Here is a 23,661-nt window from a genome sequence, read left to right on the forward strand (position 1 = left end):
CGGCCGCCCCTGATCGGTACCGACACCGCACCTGTCATGGCATCGTGGAGGACAATCGCGTAACACCCTGGACGCCATCGGCCGGGTGGCGGGGGGACAGCATGGCGCAGGAGGCACGATGAGCGACGATGATCTATCCGCTCATCGGCAACGACCTGTTGATCGGCCCGACGGACCCCAGGCCCGCCGGGCGCCCGCGGCACCCTGGGAGCGGCGCCTGGCGCAGTCACCGGAAGAACCGGAGGACGCGGATATGACTCCCGATGACCACTACGGCGATGCACCGCGCGTCCCCCAGGTGAGCCGCCCCGGCCAGCCGCCGCGGCCGGTACCACCGGCCCGCCCGGGACCGCGCGTCGTCCAGCCGCCCACCGGACCGATGGCGCCGCCGTCGGGTGCACTGCCTCGTCAACCCGCGCCGCCGCCTACCGGACCGATGGCGCCACCGTCGGGCGCATTGCCCCGCCAACCGGCGCCGCCGCAGCGGCCGGGGCCCCGGCCCCAGCAGCACCCGGACGGCCAGCAATACCCCGACCCCCGGCCACATCCGGGCCAGCAATCGCATCCGGGCCAGCGCCAATACCCGGCCGGACCACCACCCGGCCCGGCTCGCCCGCGCCCGATGCCGCCCGGCCAGCCGGCCCCCGGACCGCAGGGGCAGCCGCCGCGGGTGCCACCCCAGCGTTTCGCGCCGCCGCCGAACTATCAGGCGCCGCGGCCGAGCTATCAGACACCGCCGCCGCAGCCCGCCGTGACGCGGCAGCCACCGATCGAACGACCGCATGTCGATCGGCAGCCACCGGTGGAACAACAGCGCCCGCCCCGGGAGCCGGGCAGCCGTCCACGCACCCAGGAATGGCCCGCCGAACCCGCCGCGCAGCAGGTCGCCACCGAAACCAAGCAGAGCGCTAGTTCGCGACTGCTGCGCGACTCCGGTTCGATCGCGATCGCGACCCTGATCAGCCGGGTCACCGGATTCGGCAAACAGCTGCTGTTGCTGACCGCGCTCGGCCCGGCCATCGCCAGTGCCTACACCTCGGCCAACCTGATCCCGAATATGATCACCGAGCTCGTGCTCGGTGCGGTGCTCACCGCGATGGTGGTGCCGACGCTGGTACGCGCCGAACAAGAGGACGACGATGGCGGCGCCGCCTTCGTCCGCAGGCTGGTGACCGCCGCCTTCGCGGTACTCGCCGCCGCCACGCTGTTCGCCGCCGCGGCAACGCCGGTGCTGGCGACCCGGGTATTCGTCTCCTCCGACGGCAAGGTCAATACCGAGCTGACGACGGCGCTGACCTATCTGCTGGTACCCGCCATCCTCTTCTACGGCATGTCGGCGCTGTTCACGGCGATCCTGAATACCCGGCAGAACTTCAAACCGGGCGCCTGGGCACCCGTGCTCAATAACGTCGTCGTGCTGGTCGTACTGGCCCTCTATGCCCTGACACCGGGTGAGATAACCCTGGATCCGGTCCGGATGAGTGATCCGAAACTGCTGGTCCTCGGTGGCGGCATCACCCTCGGCGTCGCCACCCAGGCGCTGAGCCTGCTGCCCGCGATCCGGCGCAACAATATCGATCTGCGCCCGCTGTGGGGCATCGACGCGCGACTCAGGCAGTTCGGCAAGATGGGCTCGGCCATCATCGTGTACGTGGTGATCAGCCAGGTGGGTCTGATCGTCTCGAACCACATCGCCTCGGCGGCCGATGCGGCCGGACCGGCGATCTACACCAACGCCTGGCTGCTGCTCCAATTGCCATACGGCGTACTCGGTGTCACGCTGCTGACCGCGATCATGCCGCGGCTGAGCCGCAATGCGGCCGCCGACGACACCCCGGCCGTGGTGGACGATCTCTCCGTCGCGACCCGGTTGACGATGATCGCCCTGGTCCCGGTCGTCACCTTCCTGACGCTGGCCGGACCACAGGTCGGCGAGGCGCTGTTCGGCTACGCCCGCTTCTCCGGTGACGCCGAACGCCTCGGTGAGGCGGTGAGCTGGTCGGCCTTCGCACTGATCCCGTACTCACTGGTGCTGATCCACCTGCGCGTCTTCTACGCCAGGGAGCAGGCCTGGACCCCGACCTGGATCATCCTCGGCATCACCACGATCAAGATCCTGTTCTCGGCGCTGGCACCGTTCCTGGCGAGCAGCAGCGATCAGGTCGTGATCATCCTCGGTGTCGCGACCGGCCTCGGCTTCCTCGCCGGTGCCATCATCGGCGGCTATCTGCTGCATCGGAGTCTCGGCGATCTGCGCATGGTCAATGTCGGACGCACGGTGACCCGCGTCCTGCTCGCCTCGATCGCGGGCGGCGCGGTCATGCTCATCGTGGACAAGGTGCTCGGGCTGGACCGGCTCTCCGGCGGACCGGGTTCGCTGATCCGGGTGACGATATCGGCGATCGTCATGTTCGCGGTCGCGTTCGGGCTCATGCGACTCGCTGGTATTCCAGAGATCGTCGCGATCACCGTGGCCATCTCGCGGCGCCTCGGCTTCACCCCGCCCGCACCGGATCTCGACCTCGATGGTCCGGTCGAGGACGAATACGCGACGCAGGTGTTCCGGCGGCCCGAGCCGTATGTGGCATACCCGGGCTTCGACCCGTACATGGATGCCCAGACCATGGTGCTGCCCGTGATCAGAGCTCACACCGTTGACAGCACCGGTATGGGTGAGTTCCCGTACCCTGTTCGGCAGAGAAGCACAAGTGACGAGTTCGCCGGAACTTCGACATCTCAGGGCGAAGGAGGAACGAGGGTGAGCGACGACGCGGCGCTGGGCGGCGTCCCAGCCGCCGAATCCGCTGCGACCAAGGCAGGCGGGCTCTCCACAGATGTTCCGTCCACCGGGGAGGCCTCCGATCCCGCATACGCGAACCAGGCGGCCGAGGGTCCGCCGGGGCACGATTCGGGGTCCGGATCCGGTGAGCAACCGCGGGAGGCGCCGCAGCGCGATCCGATGTACGACACCGGGATGATCCCGATCCCGCCGCAGCTGCCGCCGATGGGCGGCGGCGATCCGGCCGGTCGACGTACACCGCGCGGCCCCAAGCTGATGCCGGGCGCATCGGTCGCGGGCGGCCGCTACCGGCTGCTGGCCAGTCACGGCGGTTCCCGTGGGCTCAAATTCTGGCAGGCGCTCGATATCAAGCTCGACCGCGAGGTCGCGCTCACCTTCGTCGACGCCGATCAGAAGGCCACCGACAACTCCGGCCACGACGGTCCGCAGGCCATCCTGTCGCGCACGCTGCGCCTCGGCCGGATCAACTCGCCGGGCCTGGCCCGCGTACTGGATGTGGTGCGCGGCAGCTCCGGCGGCATCGTGGTGGCCGAGTGGACGCCGGGCCGGTCGCTGCGCGAAATGGCCGAGACGGTGCCGTCGCCGATCGGTGCCGCCAGAGCCATCCGGGCACTGGCCTCGGCCGCCGAGCTGGCGCACCGCGGCGGTGGTTCGCTGTCCATCGACCATCCGGATCGGGTCCGGATCAGCGCGACCGGTGATGCGGTGCTCGCATTCCCCGGCACCCTGTCCGATTCCGACGCGCAGTCCGATGTGCGCGGCCTCGGCGCCATGCTCTACGCGCTGATGACTGCGCGCTGGCCGATCCGCGCTGGCGGCATGACCGGTACCGCCGCGACGGTCGGCGGCTTGCGGCTGGCCGATTTCGGCTCGGACGGAACTCCCGTCGAGCCGCGGCAGATCCGCCCCGAGGTGCCGTTCGAGATTTCGGCGGTCGCGGTGCGCTCGCTGGAATCGAATAAGGGTGTGCGCACCGCGGCGACCGTGCAGCACGTGCTCGAGCAGGCGTCGGTGGTCGATCAGAAGACCGACTTCATCCCGGTGCTGCGCCTCGGTCAGCGTCCGCAGAGCGGCGTCGAGGAATCGCTCGCCGATCCGGAATTGCTTGCGGCGGAACGGGAACGCTCGCAGCGGATGATGTGGATCATGGTCGGGCTCGGCATCCTGGCCGCGCTGGTCGTCGGCATCATCATCTGGTGGATGGTGAGTGTCTTCGCACCGGGTGCCTCGGACGCGCCGCTGAACGAGCAGCGCAATATCGGTCTCACCACGAACAGCTCACCCGGACCCGCACCGACGACCGGCGGCACCGCGGGTACGCCCACGGGCGGGGTGCCGGTTCCGGTGACCGGTGTGACGGTCTTCTCCCCGGAGGGCACGCCGGACAATGTCGGCGGTACGGGGGCGGTGCTCGATCATGATTCGGGCACCGTCTGGCGCACCGATCAGTACTTCCAGCAGTTCCCGGCGCTCAAGAAGGGCGTCGGGCTGCTGGCCACACTGCCGAGTCCGGCCAAGCTGACCAATGTCTCGATCGATTCGCCGAGTGTGGGCACCTCGGTCGAGATCCGCACCTCGCCGACGGCATCGCCGACGCTGGACCAGACCCAGTTGATCGGCTCGGCACGACTAGAGAACGGCATCACCGAGATCCCGGTCCACGCCGATCAGGCGGCCCGCTATGTGCTCGTGTGGATCACCGGACTTGGCAACTCCGGTGGCCAGTTCCAGACCTCGATCGCCGAAATCCGCTTCGACGCCGCAGCTTGACCGCTCTCCGCATATTCAGACTGGACAGTAAGACCCGCTAGGCCCGCGTTCAGGTCCTCCGTCGAGTGCCGTTGTGCTTTGGGCGTACCTGACGAGTTACCTACGTTCTCGCGAAACCAGTTGTCGCGCTCCCGCATTCGCCCGCCGGTGTAGATCCCCCGGGCATATCGCACCGACTCGGCGTGCACCCCCACCCCGACTGCTCTGGTTGCTGCCATTTCGTTACTGAGGATATGATCATCCCGCGCTCTCAGCAGGGGAGCTTCCCGGGTTCTGGTTGTTCGATCCTGGATGCTGCGAAATCTCGATGATGGTCGATCGCGTCCGTCGTCGCAGCGAGAGCTGTCCAAGGGGTTGGTTTTGCCGTCCGAACTGATCGACGATTCCCACGGGGGGAAGGCGCGGCCTGTGGTGTTTCGTGAACGTTCGTTCGTCCCGCAAGAGCTCACCGACGCCGAACTGCTGCAAGCCCATGTGCGTGGCCAGCGGCATGCCTTCGCCGAACTCCTGCGCCGCCATAACGACCACCTCTGGCAGACCGCGCTGCGCACCTCCTACACGCGCGAGGACGCCGCCGATTCGCTGCAGGACGCCCTGCTGTCCGCGCACCGCACCGCCGCCTCCTTTCGCGCCGAGGCCGAGGTGCGCAGTTGGCTGCACGCCATCGTGGTGAACGCCTGCCTGGACCGGATCCGGCGCAACAAGACCCGCCGAGCGGTATCGCTGTCGGCGGAGACCATGCCGGAACCGAAGGACACCAGGGACGATATCGCCGAGCTGGAGATGTCGCTGGTCATCGACCGCGCCCTGTTCACGCTGCCCGAGGATCAGCGAGCCGCGCTCGTCGCGGTCGAACTGGAGGGGCGTAGTGTCGCCGAGACGGCGGCGCTGCTTGGCGTCCCCGAGGGCACGATCAAGAGCCGATGCGCGCGCGGTCGGCAGCGGCTGCAAGAACGTTTGGAATTTCTGCGTGATCCGGGGAACCGGAAGTAGCTGAGCTGCGTCATTAATACTGACGGACAACCAGACGATGTACATGCTGTGCCCGCGCCGTGCGGGCTCCCGCGATGTCGACTCGAGGACCATGGAGGTGCGATGGCGACGCGATCCGTTCCGCAGCCTCCGTTCTCGCCGGAACTGCTCGCCGACCTACACGCAGACAATGTCGCGCCGGAACTCAGCGAACCGCTCTGGGCCGCGGTCCGCAGCGATCCGGAGGCCTTGCGCTTCCTGAGTTCGCTCGACGACGTCAGCGCCGAATTGCGCAACCTCGGCCGCGATGAGCGCATCGTCCACCCGATGCCCGCCGATATCGCGGCCCGGCTGGAAGAGTTCGTAGACGGCCTCGACCCGGCTGAGGAGCCCACCGAGCGGGTCGCGACCATCCACCAACTGCCCGCGGCCGCCACATGGCCCGAAACGTTAGCCACCGGGTGGCCCGAATCCACCAACAACGCAACGGTTTCCGAGGCACCCCCGATACCCGTGGAAACCTCCACCGCACCGATCCCGCTCGCGGACCGTCGCCCGCGCCGACTCCGCTGGCTCGCCGCCGCGGCCGTCATCGCGGCCGCGGCCTGCGCGGCCGTGGTGGTGGTGACCATGCGCGGGCCCGAGGTCACGCCGACCGCACAGCCGACCACCGGCAATGTCGAACTCGGTGACCAATTCGACGCCACCGTCGCGCTCAGCGCACTCGGCCGCAACGATGTCACCGGCGCGCTCGGCACCCCGGCGGCGCTGAATCGCTGCGTACACGCCAATGGCCTCGACCGCACCGTACTCGGCTCGACCAATACCACCTTCCAGGGCAAGGACGCCGTCCTGATCCTGCTGACCGGCCCACGCCCGCACAAGATCACCGCACTGGTCGTCGGAATCGGTTGCGGCACCGACGATCCCCAGCAGTTGGCACGCACCGATATCGGTTAGCGAGTGCGCTCCGCTGCCTCCCCGAACCTTCGGCGGCATAGTAAATGCCACGACAATTGCGTTGTCGACCGGCGGTCGAAGGATGGGTTCAGCGCTGGGCGTGCCCCGGGAGTTCCCCTACACATCCGAAACCAATCGTCACGTGTCATAGCCCACTGTCCGGCCGCCGGAAGCGGGCGCAACCGCGGGAACAACACCGTTTACCCTGTTGTTGACCGACACGTCTAATGCAGTCTCCCTCGGAAGGGTCACATGAGCACCGCAGTTCGCGACTTGATCATTGTCGGCTCCGGGCCCGCCGGTTACACGGCCGCCGTCTACGCCGCCCGTGCCGAACTCCAGCCCCTGCTTTTCGAGGGCACCCAGTTCGGTGGCGCGCTGATGACAACCACCGAGGTCGAGAACTTCCCCGGCTTCCGCGAGGGCATCATGGGCCCGGACCTGATGGAGGAGATGCGCGAGCAGGCCAAGCGGTTCGGCGCCGATATCCGCACCGAGGATGTGGACGCCATCGACCTGAGCGGCCCGATCAAGACGGTCACCGTCGGCGATGAGACCTACCAGGCCTACGCCGTGATCCTCGCCATGGGCTCGGCCGCCCGCTATCTGAACGTCCCCGGTGAGCAGAAGCTGCTCGGCCGCGGCGTCAGCGCCTGTGCCACCTGTGACGGCTTCTTCTTCAAGGGCCAGGACATCGTGGTGGTCGGCGGCGGCGACTCCGCGATGGAGGAGGCGACCTTCCTCACCAAGTTCGCCAGCAGCGTGACCATCGTGCACCGCCGGGAGGAATTCCGTGCCTCGCGCATCATGCTGGAGCGCGCCAAGGCCAACGAGAAGATCAAGTTCGTACTCAATGCCGAGGTTGCCGAGGTCAACGGCGATACCAGCGTGACGAGCCTGACACTGCGCGACACCCGCACCGGCGAAACCTCCGAACTCGCCGCGACCGGCCTGTTCGTGGCCATCGGTCACGACCCGCGCAGCGAGCTGGTACAGGGCCAGGTGGAGCTGGACGACGAGGGCTACGTGCAGGTGGAGCACCCGTCGACGGCCACAAAGGTGCCCGGCGTCTTCGCCGCGGGCGATCTGGTCGACCACACCTACCGCCAGGCCATCACCGCCGCGGGCACCGGCTGCCGCGCCGCGATCGACGCCGAGCGCTGGCTGGCCGAACAGGGTGATATCACCGCGAACACCCTGGATCACGCCGGCAACCCAGTTGCCGTGCCCGCCAACTGATCTCATCACTTCTGCACTACAAGGAGATATCCATGTCCGAGAACACGGTCACCGTGACCGACGCGTCCTTCGCCGATGACGTGCTGCTCAGCGAGAAGCCTGTCCTCGTCGACTTCTGGGCGGACTGGTGCGGTCCGTGCAAGATGGTCGCCCCGGTACTGGAGGAGATCGCGGGCGCGCACGCGGACAAGCTCACCGTGGCCAAGCTGGACGTGGACGCCAATCCGGATACCGCCCGCGATTACAAGATCCTTTCGCTGCCCACTATGATGCTGTTTTCCGGTGGTAAGCCGGTCAAGCAAATCGTCGGAGCAAAGGGCAAAGCCGCCCTCTTGCGTGAACTCGACGGCATTATCTGACGTTTCATAACCCGCGGCATGAGCGACGGGCCCGGAGGCGGTAGCCTGCGTAACCACAAGGGCCCCGCGATTGCCGCAGATTGAACACGGACACGTCCAAACAACGCCGTCATTCGACGACGCGCCGTAGGATGCCTGGACGCCGGGAATTGCTGAATTCCGGTCCGGGTCTGAGACAATCGACCGACCTCCGGTCGTGCGAAGGTGTGTAGCCATCGCATGAGTGGGTACCCGGGTTGACGGAAGGAAAGGGCTCTCACGCATGCACCGACTTCGTCACGGCGATACCGGTCCAGCCGTCGCCGAGGTTCGGAGCACCCTGGCAAGTCTCGGGTTCCTGCATACGCACTCCGCCGCAACCGTTCACACTGATGCGCGAGAGTACTGGAAGGACATCGACGCCTCGTTCGATCGCCAGCTCGACTCGGCGGTTCGCGCCTTCCAACAGCACCGCGGACTGTTGGTCGACGGCGTCGTCGGACCGGCCACGTACCGGGCGCTCAAGGAAGCCTCCTACCGACTGGGTGCCCGCACGCTGATCTACCAACTCTCCGCGCCACTCTACGGCGACGATGTGGCAACCCTGCAGCGCAGGCTGCAGGACCTCGGCTTCTACGTGCACCGGGTCGACGGCTACTTCGGTCCGCACACCCATGACGCCCTCACCGCATTCCAGCGGGAGATCGGCCTGGCCGCGGACGGTATCTGCGGCCCGGACACGCTACGTTCGCTCGAACTGCTCGGCGCGCGCGTCACCGGCGGCAATCCACACCGGATCGCCGAGGAGGAGGTTGTGCACCGGGCCGGTCCGCAACTGACCGGTAAGCGGATCGTCATCGATCCCGGTCTGGGCGGCCCGGATAAGGGTTTCGCGGTGCCGACCGAGTACGGCGACGTCTACGAGTCGGAGATCCTCTGGGATCTGGCCAGCAGGCTGGAGGGCCGGATGGCCGCCACCGGCATGGAGACCTTCCTGTCGCGGCCGTGGGGCGCCAATCCGACCGACGCCGAGCGCGCCGACACCTCCAATGCCTTCGACGCCGATCTGATGATCTCGCTGCGCTGCGCGACCAATCCGAGCCCGTCTGCCAATGGTGTCGCGAGCTTCCACTTCGGTAACTCGCACGGCTCGGTGTCGATGATCGGCCAGGTGCTCGCCGGATTCATCCAGCGTGAGGTTGTCGCGCGAACCTCATTGCAGGACTGCCGAACTCACTCACGCACCTGGGATCTGCTGCGGCTGACCAAGATGCCGACCGTGCAGGTCGATATCGGCTATCTGACAAATGAATACGACGCCTCGGTGCTCACCAATCCCCGAATGCGCGATGTGATCGCCGAAGCCATCCTCATCTCGGTGAAGCGGCTCTATCTGCTCGGGCAGGACGATCAGCCAACGGGCACATACACTTTCGCCGAACTACTGGCCGAGGAGCTCGCCGCGGCCGACCGCATGTAGTGAATTAGATTCTGATCCAATCCATTACGATCTACTGATCAATAGCTCACATACGAGTGCGCCCCTGCCGACCATCCGTCAGCAGGGGCGCACTGTTGAATCCGGGAAGCCTCAGGTCGCTCCGACGCGGAAAGGAACCGTCAGCGAGGCGGCGGCGAGCAGCTGGTCCAGCGCCCGCTCCACATCTTCCTTCCAGCCGTGATCGGAGTTGAGCTCCAAGCGCAGTCGCGGGAACCGATGGTGCGGTGCCACCACCTCGAAGCCGACGTCCTCCAGGAAGTCGGCCTCGATCATGCAGGTCTCCGGCGAACATTCGGTCGCCGAACCGGCCGAGGCCGCATCCCGGACCGGGGCACCGATCCGTTCCATCAATCGCATCGACCCGAGCGAACGATCCGACATCGCCGTCGTCGGTGGATCCTTGCGAATCCCGAAGGCCTCCAGCGCACGCACACCACGGCGCACCAGATCGGCCACCACGGCCGTTATGAGCCGATTGGCTATGTCGGCATCCTGGTAGGGGAATTCGGCCCGCAGCGTGGTCAGCAGGACCGCATCCGGGCTTACCGGAGAGGTGGGGAAGAGGGCGGCGCGCGGTACGGCGCTCGGTGGCGAATACAGCGCACACCCCGCGACATTGCCGTCGACGTTCGCGACCTGACCGCACGAACCCCATTCCAGCATGACGGTGGAGAGCCAGGCCTCCTTCTCGAAGACCGGATCACTGAATTCACGGGACGTCGCCGCGAGGGCTGGATCAATCTCCCAGAACACGCAACGACGCGCATGCGCGGGCAGCCTGTCGAGTCCGCCGAGGGTTAGTGCTGTGACGCTGGTCGACACCGCTCTGCTCAGCCTCCAGCTGTCCGATTCATCCACACTCACGCTGTTTTCACTCGCCAGCAAGAATAAGCGATCAATGCGAACCCGCCTCACTCCACGTCGCTGTGCTGTTGGTAAGGAGCCTGTCCGGAGGCCGTTTTCCCGCGCCGTCACAGTGACGTTTCGACGTCGATCTCGTGCCTACCGAAAACACAGGGCTATTTTTGCCACTTCTGTCACGTACCGAGCTACGGCTGCTGCATCATGCCGACGATGCGCTCGAGGTCTTCGACCGAACCGAATTCGACGACGATCTTGCCCTTCCGCTTGCCGAGGCTCACGGTGACGCGAGTGTCGAACGACTCCGACAACCGCTCGGCCACATCCTGCAGCCCCGGCATATGAATCGGCTTACGCCGGGCCGCCGGGGGAGCGGCCTTATCCGGATCCCGGTTCGCCAGGGTGACGGCTTCCTCGGTGGCCCGGACCGATAATCCCTCGGCGACGATGCGGGCGGCGAGCACCTCTTGGGCGTCGGCGCCTGCCTCGAGGCCGAGCAGTGCGCGGGCGTGTCCGGCGGAGAGAACACCGGCCGCCACCCGGCGCTGCACCGGGATCGGCAGTTTCAACAGACGAATCATATTCGTCACGACCGGTCGAGATCGACCGATTCGCGTGGCCAATTCCTCATGGGTGACATCGAATTCCTCGAGCAGCTGCTGATAGGCGGCCGCCTCTTCGAGTGGATTCAGTTGCACCCGATGGATGTTCTCCAAGAGGGCATCACGCAGCATCGCATCGTCGGCGGTCTCGCGGACAATGGCCGGAATGGCCGCGAGCCCGGCCTCCTGGCAGGCGCGCCAACGCCGCTCGCCCATGACGATCTGATACTTGTCCACCTCCGGCTCCAGCCGACGCACCACGATGGGCTGCATCAGACCGAATTCCTTGATGGAGTGCACCAGTTCGGCGAGCGCATCCTCCTCGAAGTGTTGGCGCGGCTGCTTCGGGTTCGGTTCGATCTGCTCCGGTGGAATCTCGCGATACGTCGCGCCGCCATCCGACAGCTGCTCATCGCTGGGGTCGGGAACACGGTGCAGGAATGCCGATGCCGGTTGCGGCCCGATCGGGTCGATTCCGATGACGACATTGGCCGCGGCACTGCCGAGCCCGGGTGTGGCACCGAGACCTGGTGTGGCCGCGGGCCCCGTCGGAATCAATGCGGCAAGCCCGCGGCCCAAGCCGCCCTTCTTCGCCTGAGTCATCGGTTACCGACCCTTTCGTTGTTCGCCACCACACTCGACCCGATCAATCATGTGATCCCGTTGGATCACTGCGCCCGCTCTGCCGCACCGGGCCGAACCACCGACCGCGCGGCCATCTCACGACCGGCGTCCAGATAGCTCATCGCGCCCCGGGAGCCTGGATCATAATCGAGCACCGTCATGCCGTAGCCCGGCGCCTCGGACACCTTCACACTGCGCGGGATCACCGACTTCAGCACCACATCACCGAAGTGCCCGCGCACCTCCTCGGCGACCTGATCGGCCAACTTGGTCCGGCCGTCGTACATCGTGAGAATCACTGTGGAGACATGGAGTTCGGGATTCAGATGCGCCTGCACCAGACCGATATTGCGGAGCAACTGCCCGACACCCTCCAGCGCGTAGTACTCGCACTGGATCGGGATCAGCACCTCCTTCGCCGCCACCATCGCGTTGACGGTGAGCAGACCCAATGACGGCGGGCAGTCGATCATCACGTAGTCGATGTCGTACCCGGCGATATTGGCCTCCTGAATGGCGGCCTTGAGCCGCCCCTCCCTGGCCACCATGGAGACCAATTCGATCTCCGCACCGGCCAAGTCGATAGTGGCCGGAATGCACAGCAGGCGCTCGCTGTGCGGACTCTGCTGGATCGCATCCCGCACCGACACCTCGCCGATGAGGAGTTCATAACTCGACGGAACGCCCGAGTGGTGCTCGATACCGAGCGCGGTGCTGGCATTGCCCTGGGGGTCCAGATCGATCACGAGAACCGTCATCCCGGTATGCGCCAGCGCGGCCGCAAGATTGACCGCTGTCGTCGTCTTACCGACGCCGCCCTTCTGGTTCGCGATGGTGATGATCCGTTGCTCGTGCGGTTTCGGCACTGTCACCTTTCCTGGATGCAGTATTTGGCTGGCACGTTGGGCTTCGGCTGCTATCGGGGTCTCACTGGGGGAGATGTGCCCGAACGGTGTGCTTCCGAATGCCTCCGCATCGAAGGTGCTGGAGTCCAGCATCCCCGGCACGCGCGACGTAGTTTCCCGTGAAACATTCGCCGGACCGCTCGACATAGACAGCTCCTAACGCGAGAACCTCAGATCACGTGCACCCGACCGAATTTGGCGCCGTGTCATCAATAGCTGTGTCGGATCGAACATGATGCTCAATCGGGACCGCGGCGCCCGATCGACCGAGCGGAGCTCTCGCCGCTGTGACACCCACATCCCTCCGTGGCACCAACGCTCACGCCCGACGCTCACTAGCTTGCCAGCACTTCGCGCGATTAGAAAGCTGAATCGCGGCATCGCACAAAGGACACGCAAATCTGTGTTGAATCTCGCTGTCGCACACAAGGTTGGCGCGCCCGAATCGCTGTTTCACATGAAACATGAAGTCCCGGATCGACGCCCGGATCCTGTTTCACATGAAACATGGGCATTTCTCCGCGCCATGCCGGTCCTCCCCCAAGCGTCGGAGGCGTCGGGGCGCAGGGCGCTCTCACGCCCGATCAGGCTGGCGCAATCCGGGTCATCGATTTCCCTACACAATGACACCAGGTTCGAAACGTCACGTGAAGCTTGGCGTTTGGCGTCATCTCGATCCGAACCACCCGACCGCCTTGTTTCACATGAAACACTGCGGCCGACTCGAATCGGATGGCGCTACTTCGACTTCCGCGCCGACTTGCCCGCACGCCGCGAGGGACGTCCGCCTCGGGGCAGCCGCTCGGCGCTGATCACCAGAGTGGGAGTGGAGACGAGTCCGGCTCCGCATTCGAGAACCTTCGCATTCCCCGCGCCCGCCTTCGCCAAGGCCTCCCCATCACGCTCGAGTTCCTCGGCCGCGCTGACTCCCTTCAGTGCGAGCATCCGTCCATGGTCGCGCAGGAGCGGCAGGGACCACAGTGCCAGCTTTGCCAGCGGGGCGACGGCACGGGAGGTCACCACATCCGCGCCGCCCGCTTCCTTCATCACGCCCGATTGTTCGGCCCGCCCGCGCACGACGGTGATATCGAGACCGGCCGATTCGATGAACTCACTCAGGAAGATGGTGCGGCGCAGCAGCGGCTCGACCAAGGTGATCCGGAGATCCGGACGAGCGATCGCCAAGGGGATACCGGGCAGCCCGGCACCGCTGCCGATATCGACCACCGTCGCACCTTCGGCCATCAACTCACCAACCACCGCGCAGTTGAGGATGTGCCGATCCCAGAGCCGAGGCACCTCGCGCGGGCCGATTAGCCCGCGCTCAACTCCGGCCGAGGCGAGGGCCGCGCAGTACCGGCGCGCGAGATCCAGCCGGTCGCCGAATACCACCGCGGCCGCGGCCGGGGGCTCCAGTTCATCCGGCAACGCGGTGATTCCACCGAGATCTCGTTCCACGTGAAACATCCTTCCGAACTCGAGTCGTTCAGTGCGGCGGTGGGGCAGGGGAGGGGCGAGCATCCGAGACATGAAGAAGGCCCCCGGTCCGAAGACTAGAGGCCCTATCCAATCACAATCCGGGAGTCAGGAAGGCACCACGACAACGTGCCGGTTCGGCTCCACGCCTTCGCTCTCGCTGCTGACTCCATCGACCGCGGCGACGGCGTCGTGCACGATCTTGCGCTCGAAGGGAGTCATCGGCGCCAGCGGCTCCGGCTTACCCGATTCGAGGACCCGCTGCGCGGCGGCCGTGCCGAGCGCGCTCAGCTCCGAGCGACGCTTGGCCCGCCAGCCCGCCACATCCAGCATCAGCCGACTGCGCACCCCGGTGGCCTGCTGCACGGCCAGGCGAGTCAGCTCCTGCAGCGCGTCGAGCACTTCACCGTTGCGGCCGACCAGCTTCGACAGATCCCGGCCGCCATCGATGCTCACGATGGCGCGATCGCCCTCGACATCGAGATCGATATCGCCGTCGAAGTCGAGCACATCGAGCAACTGCTCGAGGTAGTCGCCCGCGATCTCACCCTCTTCGATAAGAGCTTCCTCGGCATCGTTCGCGGCGTCGGCGGATTCGGTTCCTGCATCGGCATCGCGACCGGCCGAGTCGCTCACCATCGTCGTCGCCACAGTGGCGTCCCCTCCGTCGGTTTCAACAGTCATTTGATTTCCTTCATCTGCTCATCGCGCGCGACCGGCGACGGGCCGATCGGAGAACGCGAACAGGGTTGCTCAGAGATCCCGTGGACGCGCGATGTGTCAGCGCCGTCGCTTCTGGTTGGGTCGCCCACGGTTGCCCGGTCGCTTCTGACCGCTAGCGCGCCGCTGTCCCGCCTTGGTGGGAGACTTCGCGGTGCCGTTCGTCGACGGCGCCCCTTCGACCGCATCAACGGCCGCATCGGAACCGGCATCGACGGATGTCGCGTCGGACGGAGACTGCTTCTTCTTGACATTGACCGGCTTTGCACCCGGCTTCGGCGCATTCTGTGCGCGCTGCTCCAGCTTTTGCTGCTTCTTGACTTCCTCTTCCTTCGCCATGCGGCCGAAGACGAGGTGCTGCTGTCCGTAGGTCCAGATGTTGTTGGAGACCCAGTAGAGCAGGATGGCGATCGGCAGGAACGGACCACCGACGAGCACACCGAGCGGGAAGACCCACAGCGCGAGCTTGTTCATCATGGCCGACTGCGGGTTGGCCGCCGCCTCCGGGCTCTGCCGTGCGACCGAGGCACGCGCATTGAAATGCGTCGCCAGACCGGCGATCACCATCAGCGGGATGGAGACGAGCGCGATGCTCAGCTTGGTCGGCACGCCGCCGTAATCGGCGAACGCCTGCAGCTGGCTCGGCGGACTGGTGATGTAGGCCGAGATCGGTGCGCCGAAGATGCGTGCGCTCAGGAACGACTGGACGTCGGCGGCGCTGAAGACGTAGTTCGGAGTATGCGCGTTGTCGTAGGCCGACATGCTGAGCTGGCCGATGCCGGTGCCGGTGCGGTTGAACGAGCGCAGCACATGGAACAGACCGAGGAAGACGGGCACCTGCGCCAGGATCGGCAGGCAGCCCATCAATGGGTTGAAGCCGTGGTCCTTCTGCAGCTTCTGCATCTCGGTCGCCATCTTCTGGCGATCGTTCTTGTACTTCTTCTGCAGCTCCTTGATCTGGGGCTGTAGCTCCTGCATCTGCTTGGTGGTGCGCACCTGCTTGACGAACGGCTTGTAGAGCACCAGGCGCAGCGTGAACACCAGGAACACCACGGCGAGTGCCCAGGTGAGTCCGTTGTCCGCGCCGAACGCGAACCCGAAGACCCGATGCCAGAACCAGAGGATCCAGGACACCGGGTAATAAATGAAGTCGAGCACGGCTCTATGCACTCCCGTCGTTCGTGTCGCCGATCACCGCGCGCGGTGATCCTTTACAAGCGTGTGGCGCCGACTCCGGGTCGGCGGCTGCCTCGTTCCGGCCGCGCTTCTTGCGCTCCGGAACGGGGTCCCACCCACCAGGGTGCCAGGGTGCACATTTCGCCAATCGCACGACCGTCAATCCGAGGCCGACGAACAGGCCGCGGGTGCGTAACGCGGTCACCGCGTATTCGCTACAGGTCGGGGTAAAACGGCACACCGGCAGGCGCATGGGGGAGACGTACGTTCGGTACAGCTCGATCAGGAAAATCACCGTGTTCGCGGGCAGCCGAGCAACGGTGGCGCGCGCACTCATCCCGCACCGGCCACGGTAGCCGATGGACGGGCGATATCGAGCTTGCGCAGCGCAGCACGCAGCTGGCGGAGCAATTCCGCTGAATCCGCGGTCGCCGCACCGGGCAGGGCACGGATCACGATATCGGCATCGGCGGGCAGCTCGGCGACCACCTTGACGCACATATGACGCAGGCGGCGGGCGACGCGGTGTCGAATCACCGCGTTGCCCACCGCCTTGCTGACGATCAATCCGAACCGCGGACCGCCCACGCGGACCAACGATCCGGCCACTGCCGCATCGCTCTGTCGTGCACTCGCGCCCATGACTCCGTCATACCCGCGCACGAGCGCGTGTACGACCAGATCTCGCCTCCCGATTCGCTGGCCGCGGCGCACCGTCCGGGAGAAGTCGGCACGATGATGCAACCGATACGGCTCAGGCAACACCCGAGCGTCCGAGAGCGAAGATCAGGCAGTGAGGGATTTGCGGCCCTTGCTGCGACGCGCGGAAACGATGGCGCGACCGGCGCGGGTGCGCATCCGGAGACGGAAGCCGTGGACACGCGCCCGACGACGGTTGTTCGGCTGGAACGTCCGCTTGCCCTTGGCCACGGTCAACACTCCTCGAGTAGGTGGGCACCGTTCGGCGCCCAAAGTTTGTTCGGTGATACGTCTGTGCGCGATGAATCGCGAGTTGGTCATCATCGATGCGCGTCGGTCCTGGCGCACGAGGTCGATACGACCTGACCCAGCGGCGTGAGCGACGGGCCCGGAGGAGGCAGCTTGCGTAACCACGGAGGGCACCGCGAGCGCCGCCAATCGAAACGGTCAGCACAGGACCGCCACCGCACCAAGGGGTGACTGTACGAGGGTACTGATCGGCAAAGTACGGGTCAAACTCGGCCCATCGGTTCCACTGTCCGCTCGCGAGCGTGAGCTGGAGTCACGCATCCTGGGTATAATCGTGAGTTCGTCCACACCCCTAGTCGTCGGCCGCTCCGCCCACTAGCGTGCGTAGCCAGAAGATTGCTGCAGAATCGCAGGTCCAGGCCATATAACGGCGGAGCGCAACCTCGTTTCACATTTCCCCAGGGTTCTCCACATCTGTGGATAATTGTGTGGAAAGACCCCTGGAGTGGCATATTCGTAGGGCCGACGGTGCCACGCCGCCGCCCGGATGGGGGACCCGGGCAGCGTCCGAACCGGTTACGGACGTACGCGGAATCACAACATCGACCTATCCACGGTTGATACTCCGCATGCCCCGACCGTCTGCTCCTATCGCCTACTTCTCCGGGGAGGAAACTGCATGGACGACGAGCAGAACGTGTTGGCCACGGTGTGGCCCGAGGTGGTCGCCGAACTAACCACCGGCTCGCCTGATGGTGCCATCCCGCCGGTTTCGCGGGCGCAGCAGGCCTGGCTCAAACTGGTCAAGCCGCTGACCGTGGCGCAGGGCTTCGCCTTGCTCTCGGTGCCATCCTCGCTGGCCCAGGAGGCGATCGAACGCGATCTGCGTGAACCCATTCTGCGCTCCCTCGGCCGTCGTCTCGGTCCCCAGGTCGAGGGCCTCGGGGTGCGGATCGCCGCACCGGCTACCCAGCCGACCGAACGCCCCGGCAACAATCCGCGCCACGCCAGAATGACGAGTCGGCCGGAGCGCGGCCGGGACAGCGGCCGCGGCCCGGCCGGATATCCCGCCCCGGACTATCCCGGACGTTCGGACTATTCGCCGCCGCGCTATGCACAGCCCAACGACTACTCGGCAGCGCCGGAGTATTCGGGCGGACCCGAATACTCGGCCGCGCCGGACTACGAGTCCGCATCCGAGTACGCGGGCCCGCCGGAGTATCTGCCGGTGCCCGGATACGAAACCGCCGGGGAGTTCACGACCGACGACTACTCACCGCGCGGCGACTACCCGGGCCCGGTCAATGGCGAACGACAGGACGCGCCGCCCGTGCCCCGCCGGGAATCCGGACTGCCGCCCCGGCGTGATTCCGTCCCGCCCGGACAGGAATCACTGTTCAATCCGGAACCGGCACCAGAGCCGGGACGTGGCCCGGGTCGTGCGTCGATGCGGGAAGCGGCTCCCGTGCGGGAAGCGCGGCCGAATGGCGATTCAGCGATCGCGGCCGCGCACGAATCGGTCCGCGAGCCGATCTCGGACAACTCCCACGATGACGAGCCGGTCGTCAACGTCCGCAACTCGTGGCCCACCTACTTCACCAAGTCACAGGAGAACCCGGCCCCGTCGAACTCCTCGGCGAGCCTGAACGCGAAGTACACCTTCGAGACGTTCGTCATCGGCGCGTCCAACCGCTTCGCGCACGCGGCGGCGGTGGCCATCGCGGAGGCGCCAGCGCGTGCCTACAATCCGCTGTTCGTCTGGGGCGCTTCGGGTTTGGGCAAGACCCATCTGCTGCACGCGGCGGGCCACTATGCCCAGCGGCTGTTCCCCGGTATGCGGGTGAAGTACGTCTCGACCGAAGAGTTCACCAACGACTTCATCAACAGCCTGCGCGACGACCGGAAGGTGGCGTTCAAGCGCCGCTACCGAGAAACCGACATCCTGCTGGTCGACGACATCCAGTTCATCGAGGGCAAGGAAGGCATCCAGGAGGAGTTCTTCCACACCTTCAACACCCTGCACAACGCGAATAAGCAGATCGTGGTGTCCTCGGACCGGCCGCCCAAGCAGCTGGCCACCCTGGAAGAGCGGCTGCGGACCCGGTTCGAATGGGGCCTGATCACCGATGTGCAGCCGCCGGAGCTGGAAACCCGCATCGCGATTCTGCGCAAGAAGGCGCGGATGGACCGGCTCGACGTACCGCACGACGTGCTGGAGCTGATCGCCAGCCGGGTCGAACGCAATATCCGCGAGTTGGAGGGTGCGCTGATCCGGGTGACGGCCTTTGCGTCGCTGAACGGTCAGCCACTGGATCTGCCGCTGGCCGAGGTCGTCCTGCGCGATCTCATGCCCGATACCGCGACGCTGGAGATCAATGCGGCGACGATCATGGCCGTCACCGCCGAATACTTCAACACCACCCTCGAGGAGCTGACCGGACCGGGTAAGGCCCGCCCGCTGGCCCAGGCCCGGCAGATCGCCATGTACCTGTGCCGTGAACTGACCGACCTATCGCTACCCAAGATCGGCCAGGCCTTCGGTCGCGACCACACCACGGTGATGTATGCCGAGAAGAAAGTTCGCAAGGAGATGACCGAACGGCGACGGGTCTACGACCAGGTGCAAGAACTAACAGCCCGGATTAAACAGCGTTCGCGCTGACCATCCCTCACACCCTGTGCACCGCCCCTGACCTGGGGCGGTGCTTTTTTATGCCCTGTGGACTCCTCGAGGAATTCTTGTGGAGTCCTCGAGGAAACTCCAAGTTGTGCACCGGTCTGTCCACAGGCTCGCGGCAGGGGTCCGGCGGCTCGGCTAACAGGGGTGGATTCAACAGCTTCCACAGCCCGGGCCGCCCACAGCTCTTGACCAGCAACGGATTCGGTCACAGGGGTGTGGAATCCTCGAGGATTCCGTGTGGAGTCCTCGAGGATTCCTCGAGTTGTCCACGATTCGATGCACATCTGTGAACAACCACGGGTACGTAGTGGAACAACTCGAGGAGCACTCGAGGATGAACGGGGGACAACTGCCGAACCTCCACAGACCCCTCCCGTTCATCCTCGAGTCACCCTGCGTCCATCCCCACGGCACCACGCCCCCGGACCTGCGGATTCGGCCGCAGTCCACAGATTCCACAGTGCCTACTACTACTTCAGTTCTTCTTCTTAGAAATCTCTCTTCAAAACAGGGTGTGTGGAAAGTCGGTCGATGCACATCGGCATCCGAATCGGTCACCGCACCCGAAGCAAGGAAAGGGCGGGGACGACGTGTCCACCAGATCGCCCGTACTCCTTCCCCATGGCTTCTCATCGATACGAGAGTCGGGATCGCTACGAACAGTGACCGGAGGGTCGGGCTAGGTTCATCTGGTTCGCGCGGGTACGGTTTGATGTCGGTCGCCTATGCCACACTTCTGGGTGGCCGCAACAGCACCCCTTTTTCGAGAATCAATGCTGAGAGCCGACAGGGATCACGGAACCGGGAGAGGACAGATCGGGCGATGGAGCTGGCGAGTATGAAGTTTCGGGTCGCCCGAGAGGATTTCGCCGAGTCCGTTGCATGGGTGGCACGGAGCCTCCCGTCGCGGCCTCCGGTTCCCGTGCTCGGCGGTGTACTACTCGTGGCGGGCGAGGACGGACTCACCGTCTCCGGCTTCGACTACGAGGTCTCCGCGCAGATGCGCGTCGCCGCTGAGGTCGCCGGTCCCGGCGAGGTGCTCGTCTCCGGCCGATTGCTCGCCGATATCACCAAGGCGCTGTCCAATAAGCCCGTCGATGTCGCCATCGACGGCACCCGGGTGTTGATCAGCTGTGGCAGCGCGAAATTCTCGCTGCCGACCATGCCGGTCGAGGACTATCCCCAGTTGCCCGAGGTACCCGAGCAGACCGGTGAGCTGAGCGTCGATGTCTTCGCCGAAGCGGTCGGTCAGGTCGCGGTCGCCGCCGGACGCGACGACACCCTGCCGATGCTCACCGGCATCCGGGTCGAGATCGAGGGTCCACAGGTCGTGCTCGCGGCCACCGACCGATTCCGGTTGGCGGTCCGGCACATCGAATGGCAGCCCACCCGCACCGATATCGAGACCTCGGTGCTGATTCCGGCCCGGACGCTGTCGGAGGCCGCGAAGACGCTCGGCCCGTCGGATGCTCCGGTGCAACTGTCGCTCGGTACCGGCAGTGGTGCTGGCTCCGATGGTCTGCTCGGCATCGTGAACGCGGGCCGTCGCACCACCACCCGACTCCTCGATGCGGAATTCCCCAAGTTCCGCCAATTGCTCCCCAAGGAGCACACCTCGATCGCCACCCTGCAGGTCTCGACACTGACCGATGCCATCAAGCGCGTCGCCTTGGTCGCCGAGCGCGGCGCCCAGGTGCGCCTGGAGTTCACCGATGAGGGCCTGCTGCTCTCGGCGGGTGGTGACGATGCCGGACGCGCCGAGGAATGGCTCGAGGCCGAATTCCGCGGTGAGTCGCTGACCATCGCGTTCAACCCGGGCTACCTGATCGACGGGCTTTCCGCCCTGCACGCCGACCGGGTCACCTTCGGCTTCACCACACCGAGTCGTCCCGCGGTGTTGCTGCCCGCCAGCGACGAGGAGCCGAAGGTGACGGAGTCGGGCGCCTTCGCCGCACTGGAAAGCCCCTACATCTACCTGTTGATGCCGGTCCGGCTGCCGGGCTGAGCATCGGCACCGATGCGATTTATCCACAGTTCGTCCACAGACGGTGGATGGACCACAAGATGTTGTGGTCTGCGGCCGATTCGTCCCGGGCGGCGGCGAAAAACGGCGATGACGACGGCCGGAGCGGAGTAGACAGGTGTTCATCCGGACGCTGTCACTGCGCGACTTCCGCTCCTGGGAGCATGCCGAACTCGAATTATCCCCAGGCCGAACGGTTTTTCTCGGCTCGAATGGCAACGGTAAGACGAACCTGCTCGAAGCGGTCGGCTACCTCGCCACCTTGGGCTCGCATCGGGTCGCCGCCGACGCACCGCTGATCCGCATCGGCGCGGATCGCGCCAGGATCGGTGCGACGGTTGTGAATGCGGGCCGCGAGCTGCGCGTCGATATCGAACTGAACCAGGGCGCCGCGAATCGCGCCCAGATCAACCGATCGCCGGTGCGCAGACCGCGGGAGATTCTCGGCATTCTGCAGACGGTGCTGTTCGCGCCGGAGGATCTCGCCTTGGTCAGGGGCGATCCGGGCGAACGTCGCCGCTTCCTCGACGAATTGTGCACAGCCCGGTTGCCGCGGTTGGCCGCGGTCCGATCCGACTACGACCGGGTGCTGCGACAGCGTTCGGCGCTATTGAAATCCGCTGGGCGACATGCCCGCTCGAAGGCGGAACTGAGCACCCTCGACGTATGGGACGGACATCTGGCGACCCATGCCGCCGTACTGCTTGCCCAACGGCTGAGGTTGGTGCACGACCTGTATCCCCATCTCGCACAGGCATACTCATCGATCGCACCCGAATCCCGTCCGGCTGCAATCGGCTATCGCAGCGCGAGCCTGCCAGCGGAGTTCCTGGATCCGGCGCGCGCACCGCTGCCCGATGACACCGAGGCGCTGGAGGCGATCATGCTGCGCGAATTGGTGGCGGCGCGCCCAAAGGAGTTGGAGCGCGGCGTCTGCCTGGTCGGCCCGCACCGTGACGACCTGGATCTCATGCTCGGTACCGCACCCGCGAAAGGTTTTGCCAGTCACGGTGAATCGTGGTCGTTCGCGCTGGCTCTGCGGCTCGCGGCCTTCGAACTGCTGCGCGCCACCGGCGCCGAACCTGTGCTGCTGCTCGACGATGTCTTCGCCGAACTCGACCGCCGCCGACGCACGGCACTCGCGCAGGTCGCGGCGGGGGCCGAGCAGGTGCTGATTACCGCAGCGGTTCCCGAGGACGTGCCAGCGGAATTGTCCGCGGTACCGCTGCGGGTGGAGACCAATGGCGGTGCGGACGGCCGGATCTCCCGAATCGCCGATGTCGAAACCCCCACCGCCTGATCCATGACGCCGATTCGTACCGACGCCAGGACTTCTGCCCGCGTGGTTCATCGGTAAGATCGCTCGCGAATGCGTTGCAAAGCCATAGCTACCAACGCACCAACTGATTTCGTAACTCGCCGGGGACGTGCAGAACCGTCGGTCCGGCGATCGAGGTTTGACGGCCGGCAAAGGTTCGTGGAGGGAGAGGCGGACCTGTGAGCGATCGAGCAGCATCGAGCGCATCTCCATCGGATCCCGAACCAGAACTGCGCGGCATTGATCTGGCGCGCCGCGCGCTCGAGGAGGCTCGGGCCGCCGCCAAGGCGAGCGGTAAATCGGTGGGACAGGGCCGGGCCTCGCCGCGTCGGCTGCGTACCGGTGCCCGGCGCCGCACCGGTTGGTCCGGTGCGCGGCCGGATGACCGTGACCCACAGCTGCTTTCGAGCCTGGCTGGCGCCATCGCGAAGAATCGGGGCTGGTCGGCCAAGGTCGCCGAGGGGATGGTCTTCGGCCGCTGGGCCGGTGTGGTGGGTGAGGATATCGCCTCGCATGCGACTCCGATGACGCTGAAGGACGGCGTGCTGAGCATCGCTGCCGAGTCGACGGCGTGGGCCACCCAGCTGCGCATGCTGCAGGGGCAACTGCTGGCGAAGATCAACGCAGCGGTTGGGCAGGGCGTGGTCACCTCGCTGAAGATCACCGGTCCGGCGGCTCCGAGCTGGCGCAAGGGCGAACGCCATATCAAGGGTCGCGGCCCTCGTGACACCTACGGATAGCATTGCAC

General features: G+C 65.9%; 19 protein-coding genes. 10 read left to right on the top strand and 9 right to left on the bottom strand.

The features are described from left to right. Window positions 1-118: 118 nt before the first annotated feature. The 6 genes from ABZ293_RS04440 to ABZ293_RS04465 all read left to right on the top strand — a co-directional run bounded on the left by ABZ293_RS04440 (window position 119) and on the right by ABZ293_RS04465 (window position 9,559). Window positions 119-4,570 (top strand): lipid II flippase MurJ, encoded by a 4,452-nt coding sequence (locus tag ABZ293_RS04440; protein ID WP_355177296.1) that lies wholly within the window; start codon window positions 119-121, stop codon window positions 4,568-4,570. A gap of 408 nt (window positions 4,571-4,978) precedes the next feature. Further along, entirely contained in the window at window positions 4,979-5,563 is a 585-nt protein-coding gene (gene sigM, locus ABZ293_RS04445; protein WP_355177297.1) for an RNA polymerase sigma factor SigM, read from the top strand. A 102-nt stretch (window positions 5,564-5,665) separates the two neighbouring features. Further along, complete coding sequence (locus ABZ293_RS04450; RefSeq protein WP_355177298.1) at window positions 5,666-6,502, top strand: hypothetical protein; 837 nt, start codon at window positions 5,666-5,668, stop codon at window positions 6,500-6,502. A 252-nt stretch (window positions 6,503-6,754) separates the two neighbouring features. Beyond that, on the top strand, window positions 6,755-7,741 hold the full coding sequence (trxB, locus tag ABZ293_RS04455; RefSeq protein ID WP_355177299.1) for a thioredoxin-disulfide reductase: 987 nt from the start codon (window positions 6,755-6,757) through the stop codon (window positions 7,739-7,741). 32 nt (window positions 7,742-7,773) lie between these two features. Further along, window positions 7,774-8,100: a thioredoxin gene (trxA, locus tag ABZ293_RS04460; RefSeq protein WP_354960257.1), complete on the top strand. Its 327-nt coding sequence runs from the start codon at window positions 7,774-7,776 to the stop codon at window positions 8,098-8,100. 262 nt (window positions 8,101-8,362) lie between these two features. Beyond that, window positions 8,363-9,559 carry an N-acetylmuramoyl-L-alanine amidase gene (locus ABZ293_RS04465; protein ID WP_355177300.1) on the top strand — a complete coding sequence of 399 codons (1,197 nt, stop codon included), beginning with the start codon at window positions 8,363-8,365 and terminating at the stop codon, window positions 9,557-9,559. Between the two features lie 111 nt (window positions 9,560-9,670). Here ABZ293_RS04465 and ABZ293_RS04470 read toward each other — a convergent pair whose 3' ends face one another. The 9 genes from ABZ293_RS04470 to rpmH form a co-directional block, all read right to left on the bottom strand. Continuing rightward, on the bottom strand, window positions 9,671-10,402 hold the full coding sequence (locus ABZ293_RS04470; RefSeq protein WP_355177301.1) for a GNAT family N-acetyltransferase: 732 nt from the start codon (window positions 10,400-10,402) through the stop codon (window positions 9,671-9,673). Between the two features lie 227 nt (window positions 10,403-10,629). Then, window positions 10,630-11,646 (bottom strand): ParB/RepB/Spo0J family partition protein, encoded by a 1,017-nt coding sequence (locus ABZ293_RS04475; RefSeq protein ID WP_355177302.1) that lies wholly within the window; start codon window positions 11,644-11,646, stop codon window positions 10,630-10,632. A gap of 65 nt (window positions 11,647-11,711) precedes the next feature. Then, window positions 11,712-12,719, bottom strand: coding sequence for a ParA family protein (locus ABZ293_RS04480; RefSeq protein ID WP_354960261.1), 1,008 nt, complete (start codon window positions 12,717-12,719; stop codon window positions 11,712-11,714). A gap of 591 nt (window positions 12,720-13,310) precedes the next feature. Further along, window positions 13,311-14,039, bottom strand: a complete 729-nt coding sequence (gene rsmG / locus ABZ293_RS04485) for a 16S rRNA (guanine(527)-N(7))-methyltransferase RsmG (RefSeq protein WP_355177303.1) — start codon at window positions 14,037-14,039, stop codon at window positions 13,311-13,313. 117 nt (window positions 14,040-14,156) lie between these two features. Next, a complete protein-coding gene (locus ABZ293_RS04490) occupies window positions 14,157-14,687 on the bottom strand; it encodes a protein jag (RefSeq protein ID WP_355177839.1) in 531 nt (176 codons plus the stop codon). A gap of 141 nt (window positions 14,688-14,828) precedes the next feature. After that, window positions 14,829-15,926, bottom strand: a complete 1,098-nt coding sequence (gene yidC, locus ABZ293_RS04495) for a membrane protein insertase YidC (protein WP_354960263.1) — start codon at window positions 15,924-15,926, stop codon at window positions 14,829-14,831. Window positions 15,927-15,930: 4 nt separating this feature from the next. Further along, window positions 15,931-16,281, bottom strand: a complete 351-nt coding sequence (gene yidD / locus ABZ293_RS04500; RefSeq protein ID WP_354960264.1) for a membrane protein insertion efficiency factor YidD — start codon at window positions 16,279-16,281, stop codon at window positions 15,931-15,933. Then, window positions 16,278-16,709 (bottom strand): ribonuclease P protein component, encoded by a 432-nt coding sequence (gene rnpA, locus ABZ293_RS04505; RefSeq protein WP_355177304.1) that lies wholly within the window; start codon window positions 16,707-16,709, stop codon window positions 16,278-16,280. The genes yidD and rnpA overlap by 4 nt, the downstream gene beginning before the upstream one ends. 21 nt (window positions 16,710-16,730) lie before the next feature. Next, on the bottom strand, window positions 16,731-16,874 hold the full coding sequence (gene rpmH / locus ABZ293_RS04510) for a 50S ribosomal protein L34 (protein WP_084483849.1): 144 nt from the start codon (window positions 16,872-16,874) through the stop codon (window positions 16,731-16,733). Between the two features lie 697 nt (window positions 16,875-17,571). Between rpmH and dnaA the strand changes: the two genes are divergently transcribed. The 4 genes from dnaA to ABZ293_RS04530 all read left to right on the top strand — a co-directional run bounded on the left by dnaA (window position 17,572) and on the right by ABZ293_RS04530 (window position 23,653). Next, window positions 17,572-19,554, top strand: a complete 1,983-nt coding sequence (gene dnaA, locus ABZ293_RS04515; RefSeq protein ID WP_355177305.1) for a chromosomal replication initiator protein DnaA — start codon at window positions 17,572-17,574, stop codon at window positions 19,552-19,554. A gap of 841 nt (window positions 19,555-20,395) precedes the next feature. Then, entirely contained in the window at window positions 20,396-21,577 is a 1,182-nt protein-coding gene (dnaN, locus tag ABZ293_RS04520; protein WP_355177306.1) for a DNA polymerase III subunit beta, read from the top strand. A gap of 136 nt (window positions 21,578-21,713) precedes the next feature. Beyond that, window positions 21,714-22,895 (top strand): DNA replication/repair protein RecF, encoded by a 1,182-nt coding sequence (gene recF / locus ABZ293_RS04525; protein WP_355177307.1) that lies wholly within the window; start codon window positions 21,714-21,716, stop codon window positions 22,893-22,895. A 197-nt stretch (window positions 22,896-23,092) separates the two neighbouring features. Then, window positions 23,093-23,653, top strand: coding sequence for a DUF721 family protein (locus ABZ293_RS04530; protein ID WP_355177308.1), 561 nt, complete (start codon window positions 23,093-23,095; stop codon window positions 23,651-23,653). Window positions 23,654-23,661 lie beyond the last annotated feature (8 nt).

Origin of the sequence: Nocardia sp. NPDC005998 (assembly GCF_040614395.1) — a bacterium.
Lineage (GTDB): Bacteria > Actinomycetota > Actinomycetes > Mycobacteriales > Mycobacteriaceae > Nocardia.

What these genes read in the sequence shown, in the direction of transcription:
- ABZ293_RS04480 (WP_354960261.1), bottom strand. Translation starts at nt 12,719, where the DNA reads ATGTCGAGCGGTCCGGCGAATGTTTCACGGGAAACTACGTCGCGCGTG.
- rsmG (WP_355177303.1), bottom strand. Translation starts at nt 14,039, where the DNA reads ATGTTTCACGTGGAACGAGATCTCGGTGGAATCACCGCGTTGCCGGAT.
- yidD (WP_354960264.1), bottom strand. Translation starts at nt 16,281, where the DNA reads ATGAGTGCGCGCGCCACCGTTGCTCGGCTGCCCGCGAACACGGTGATT.
- dnaN (WP_355177306.1), top strand. Translation starts at nt 20,396, where the DNA reads ATGGAGCTGGCGAGTATGAAGTTTCGGGTCGCCCGAGAGGATTTCGCC.
- dnaA (WP_355177305.1), top strand. Translation starts at nt 17,572, where the DNA reads ATGGACGACGAGCAGAACGTGTTGGCCACGGTGTGGCCCGAGGTGGTC.
- trxA (WP_354960257.1), top strand. Translation starts at nt 7,774, where the DNA reads ATGTCCGAGAACACGGTCACCGTGACCGACGCGTCCTTCGCCGATGAC.
- ABZ293_RS04450 (WP_355177298.1), top strand. Translation starts at nt 5,666, where the DNA reads ATGGCGACGCGATCCGTTCCGCAGCCTCCGTTCTCGCCGGAACTGCTC.
- ABZ293_RS04440 (WP_355177296.1), top strand. Translation starts at nt 119, where the DNA reads ATGAGCGACGATGATCTATCCGCTCATCGGCAACGACCTGTTGATCGG.
- ABZ293_RS04475 (WP_355177302.1), bottom strand. Translation starts at nt 11,646, where the DNA reads ATGACTCAGGCGAAGAAGGGCGGCTTGGGCCGCGGGCTTGCCGCATTG.
- trxB (WP_355177299.1), top strand. Translation starts at nt 6,755, where the DNA reads ATGAGCACCGCAGTTCGCGACTTGATCATTGTCGGCTCCGGGCCCGCC.
- ABZ293_RS04490 (WP_355177839.1), bottom strand. Translation starts at nt 14,687, where the DNA reads ATGGTGAGCGACTCGGCCGGTCGCGATGCCGATGCAGGAACCGAATCC.
- ABZ293_RS04465 (WP_355177300.1), top strand. Translation starts at nt 8,363, where the DNA reads ATGCACCGACTTCGTCACGGCGATACCGGTCCAGCCGTCGCCGAGGTT.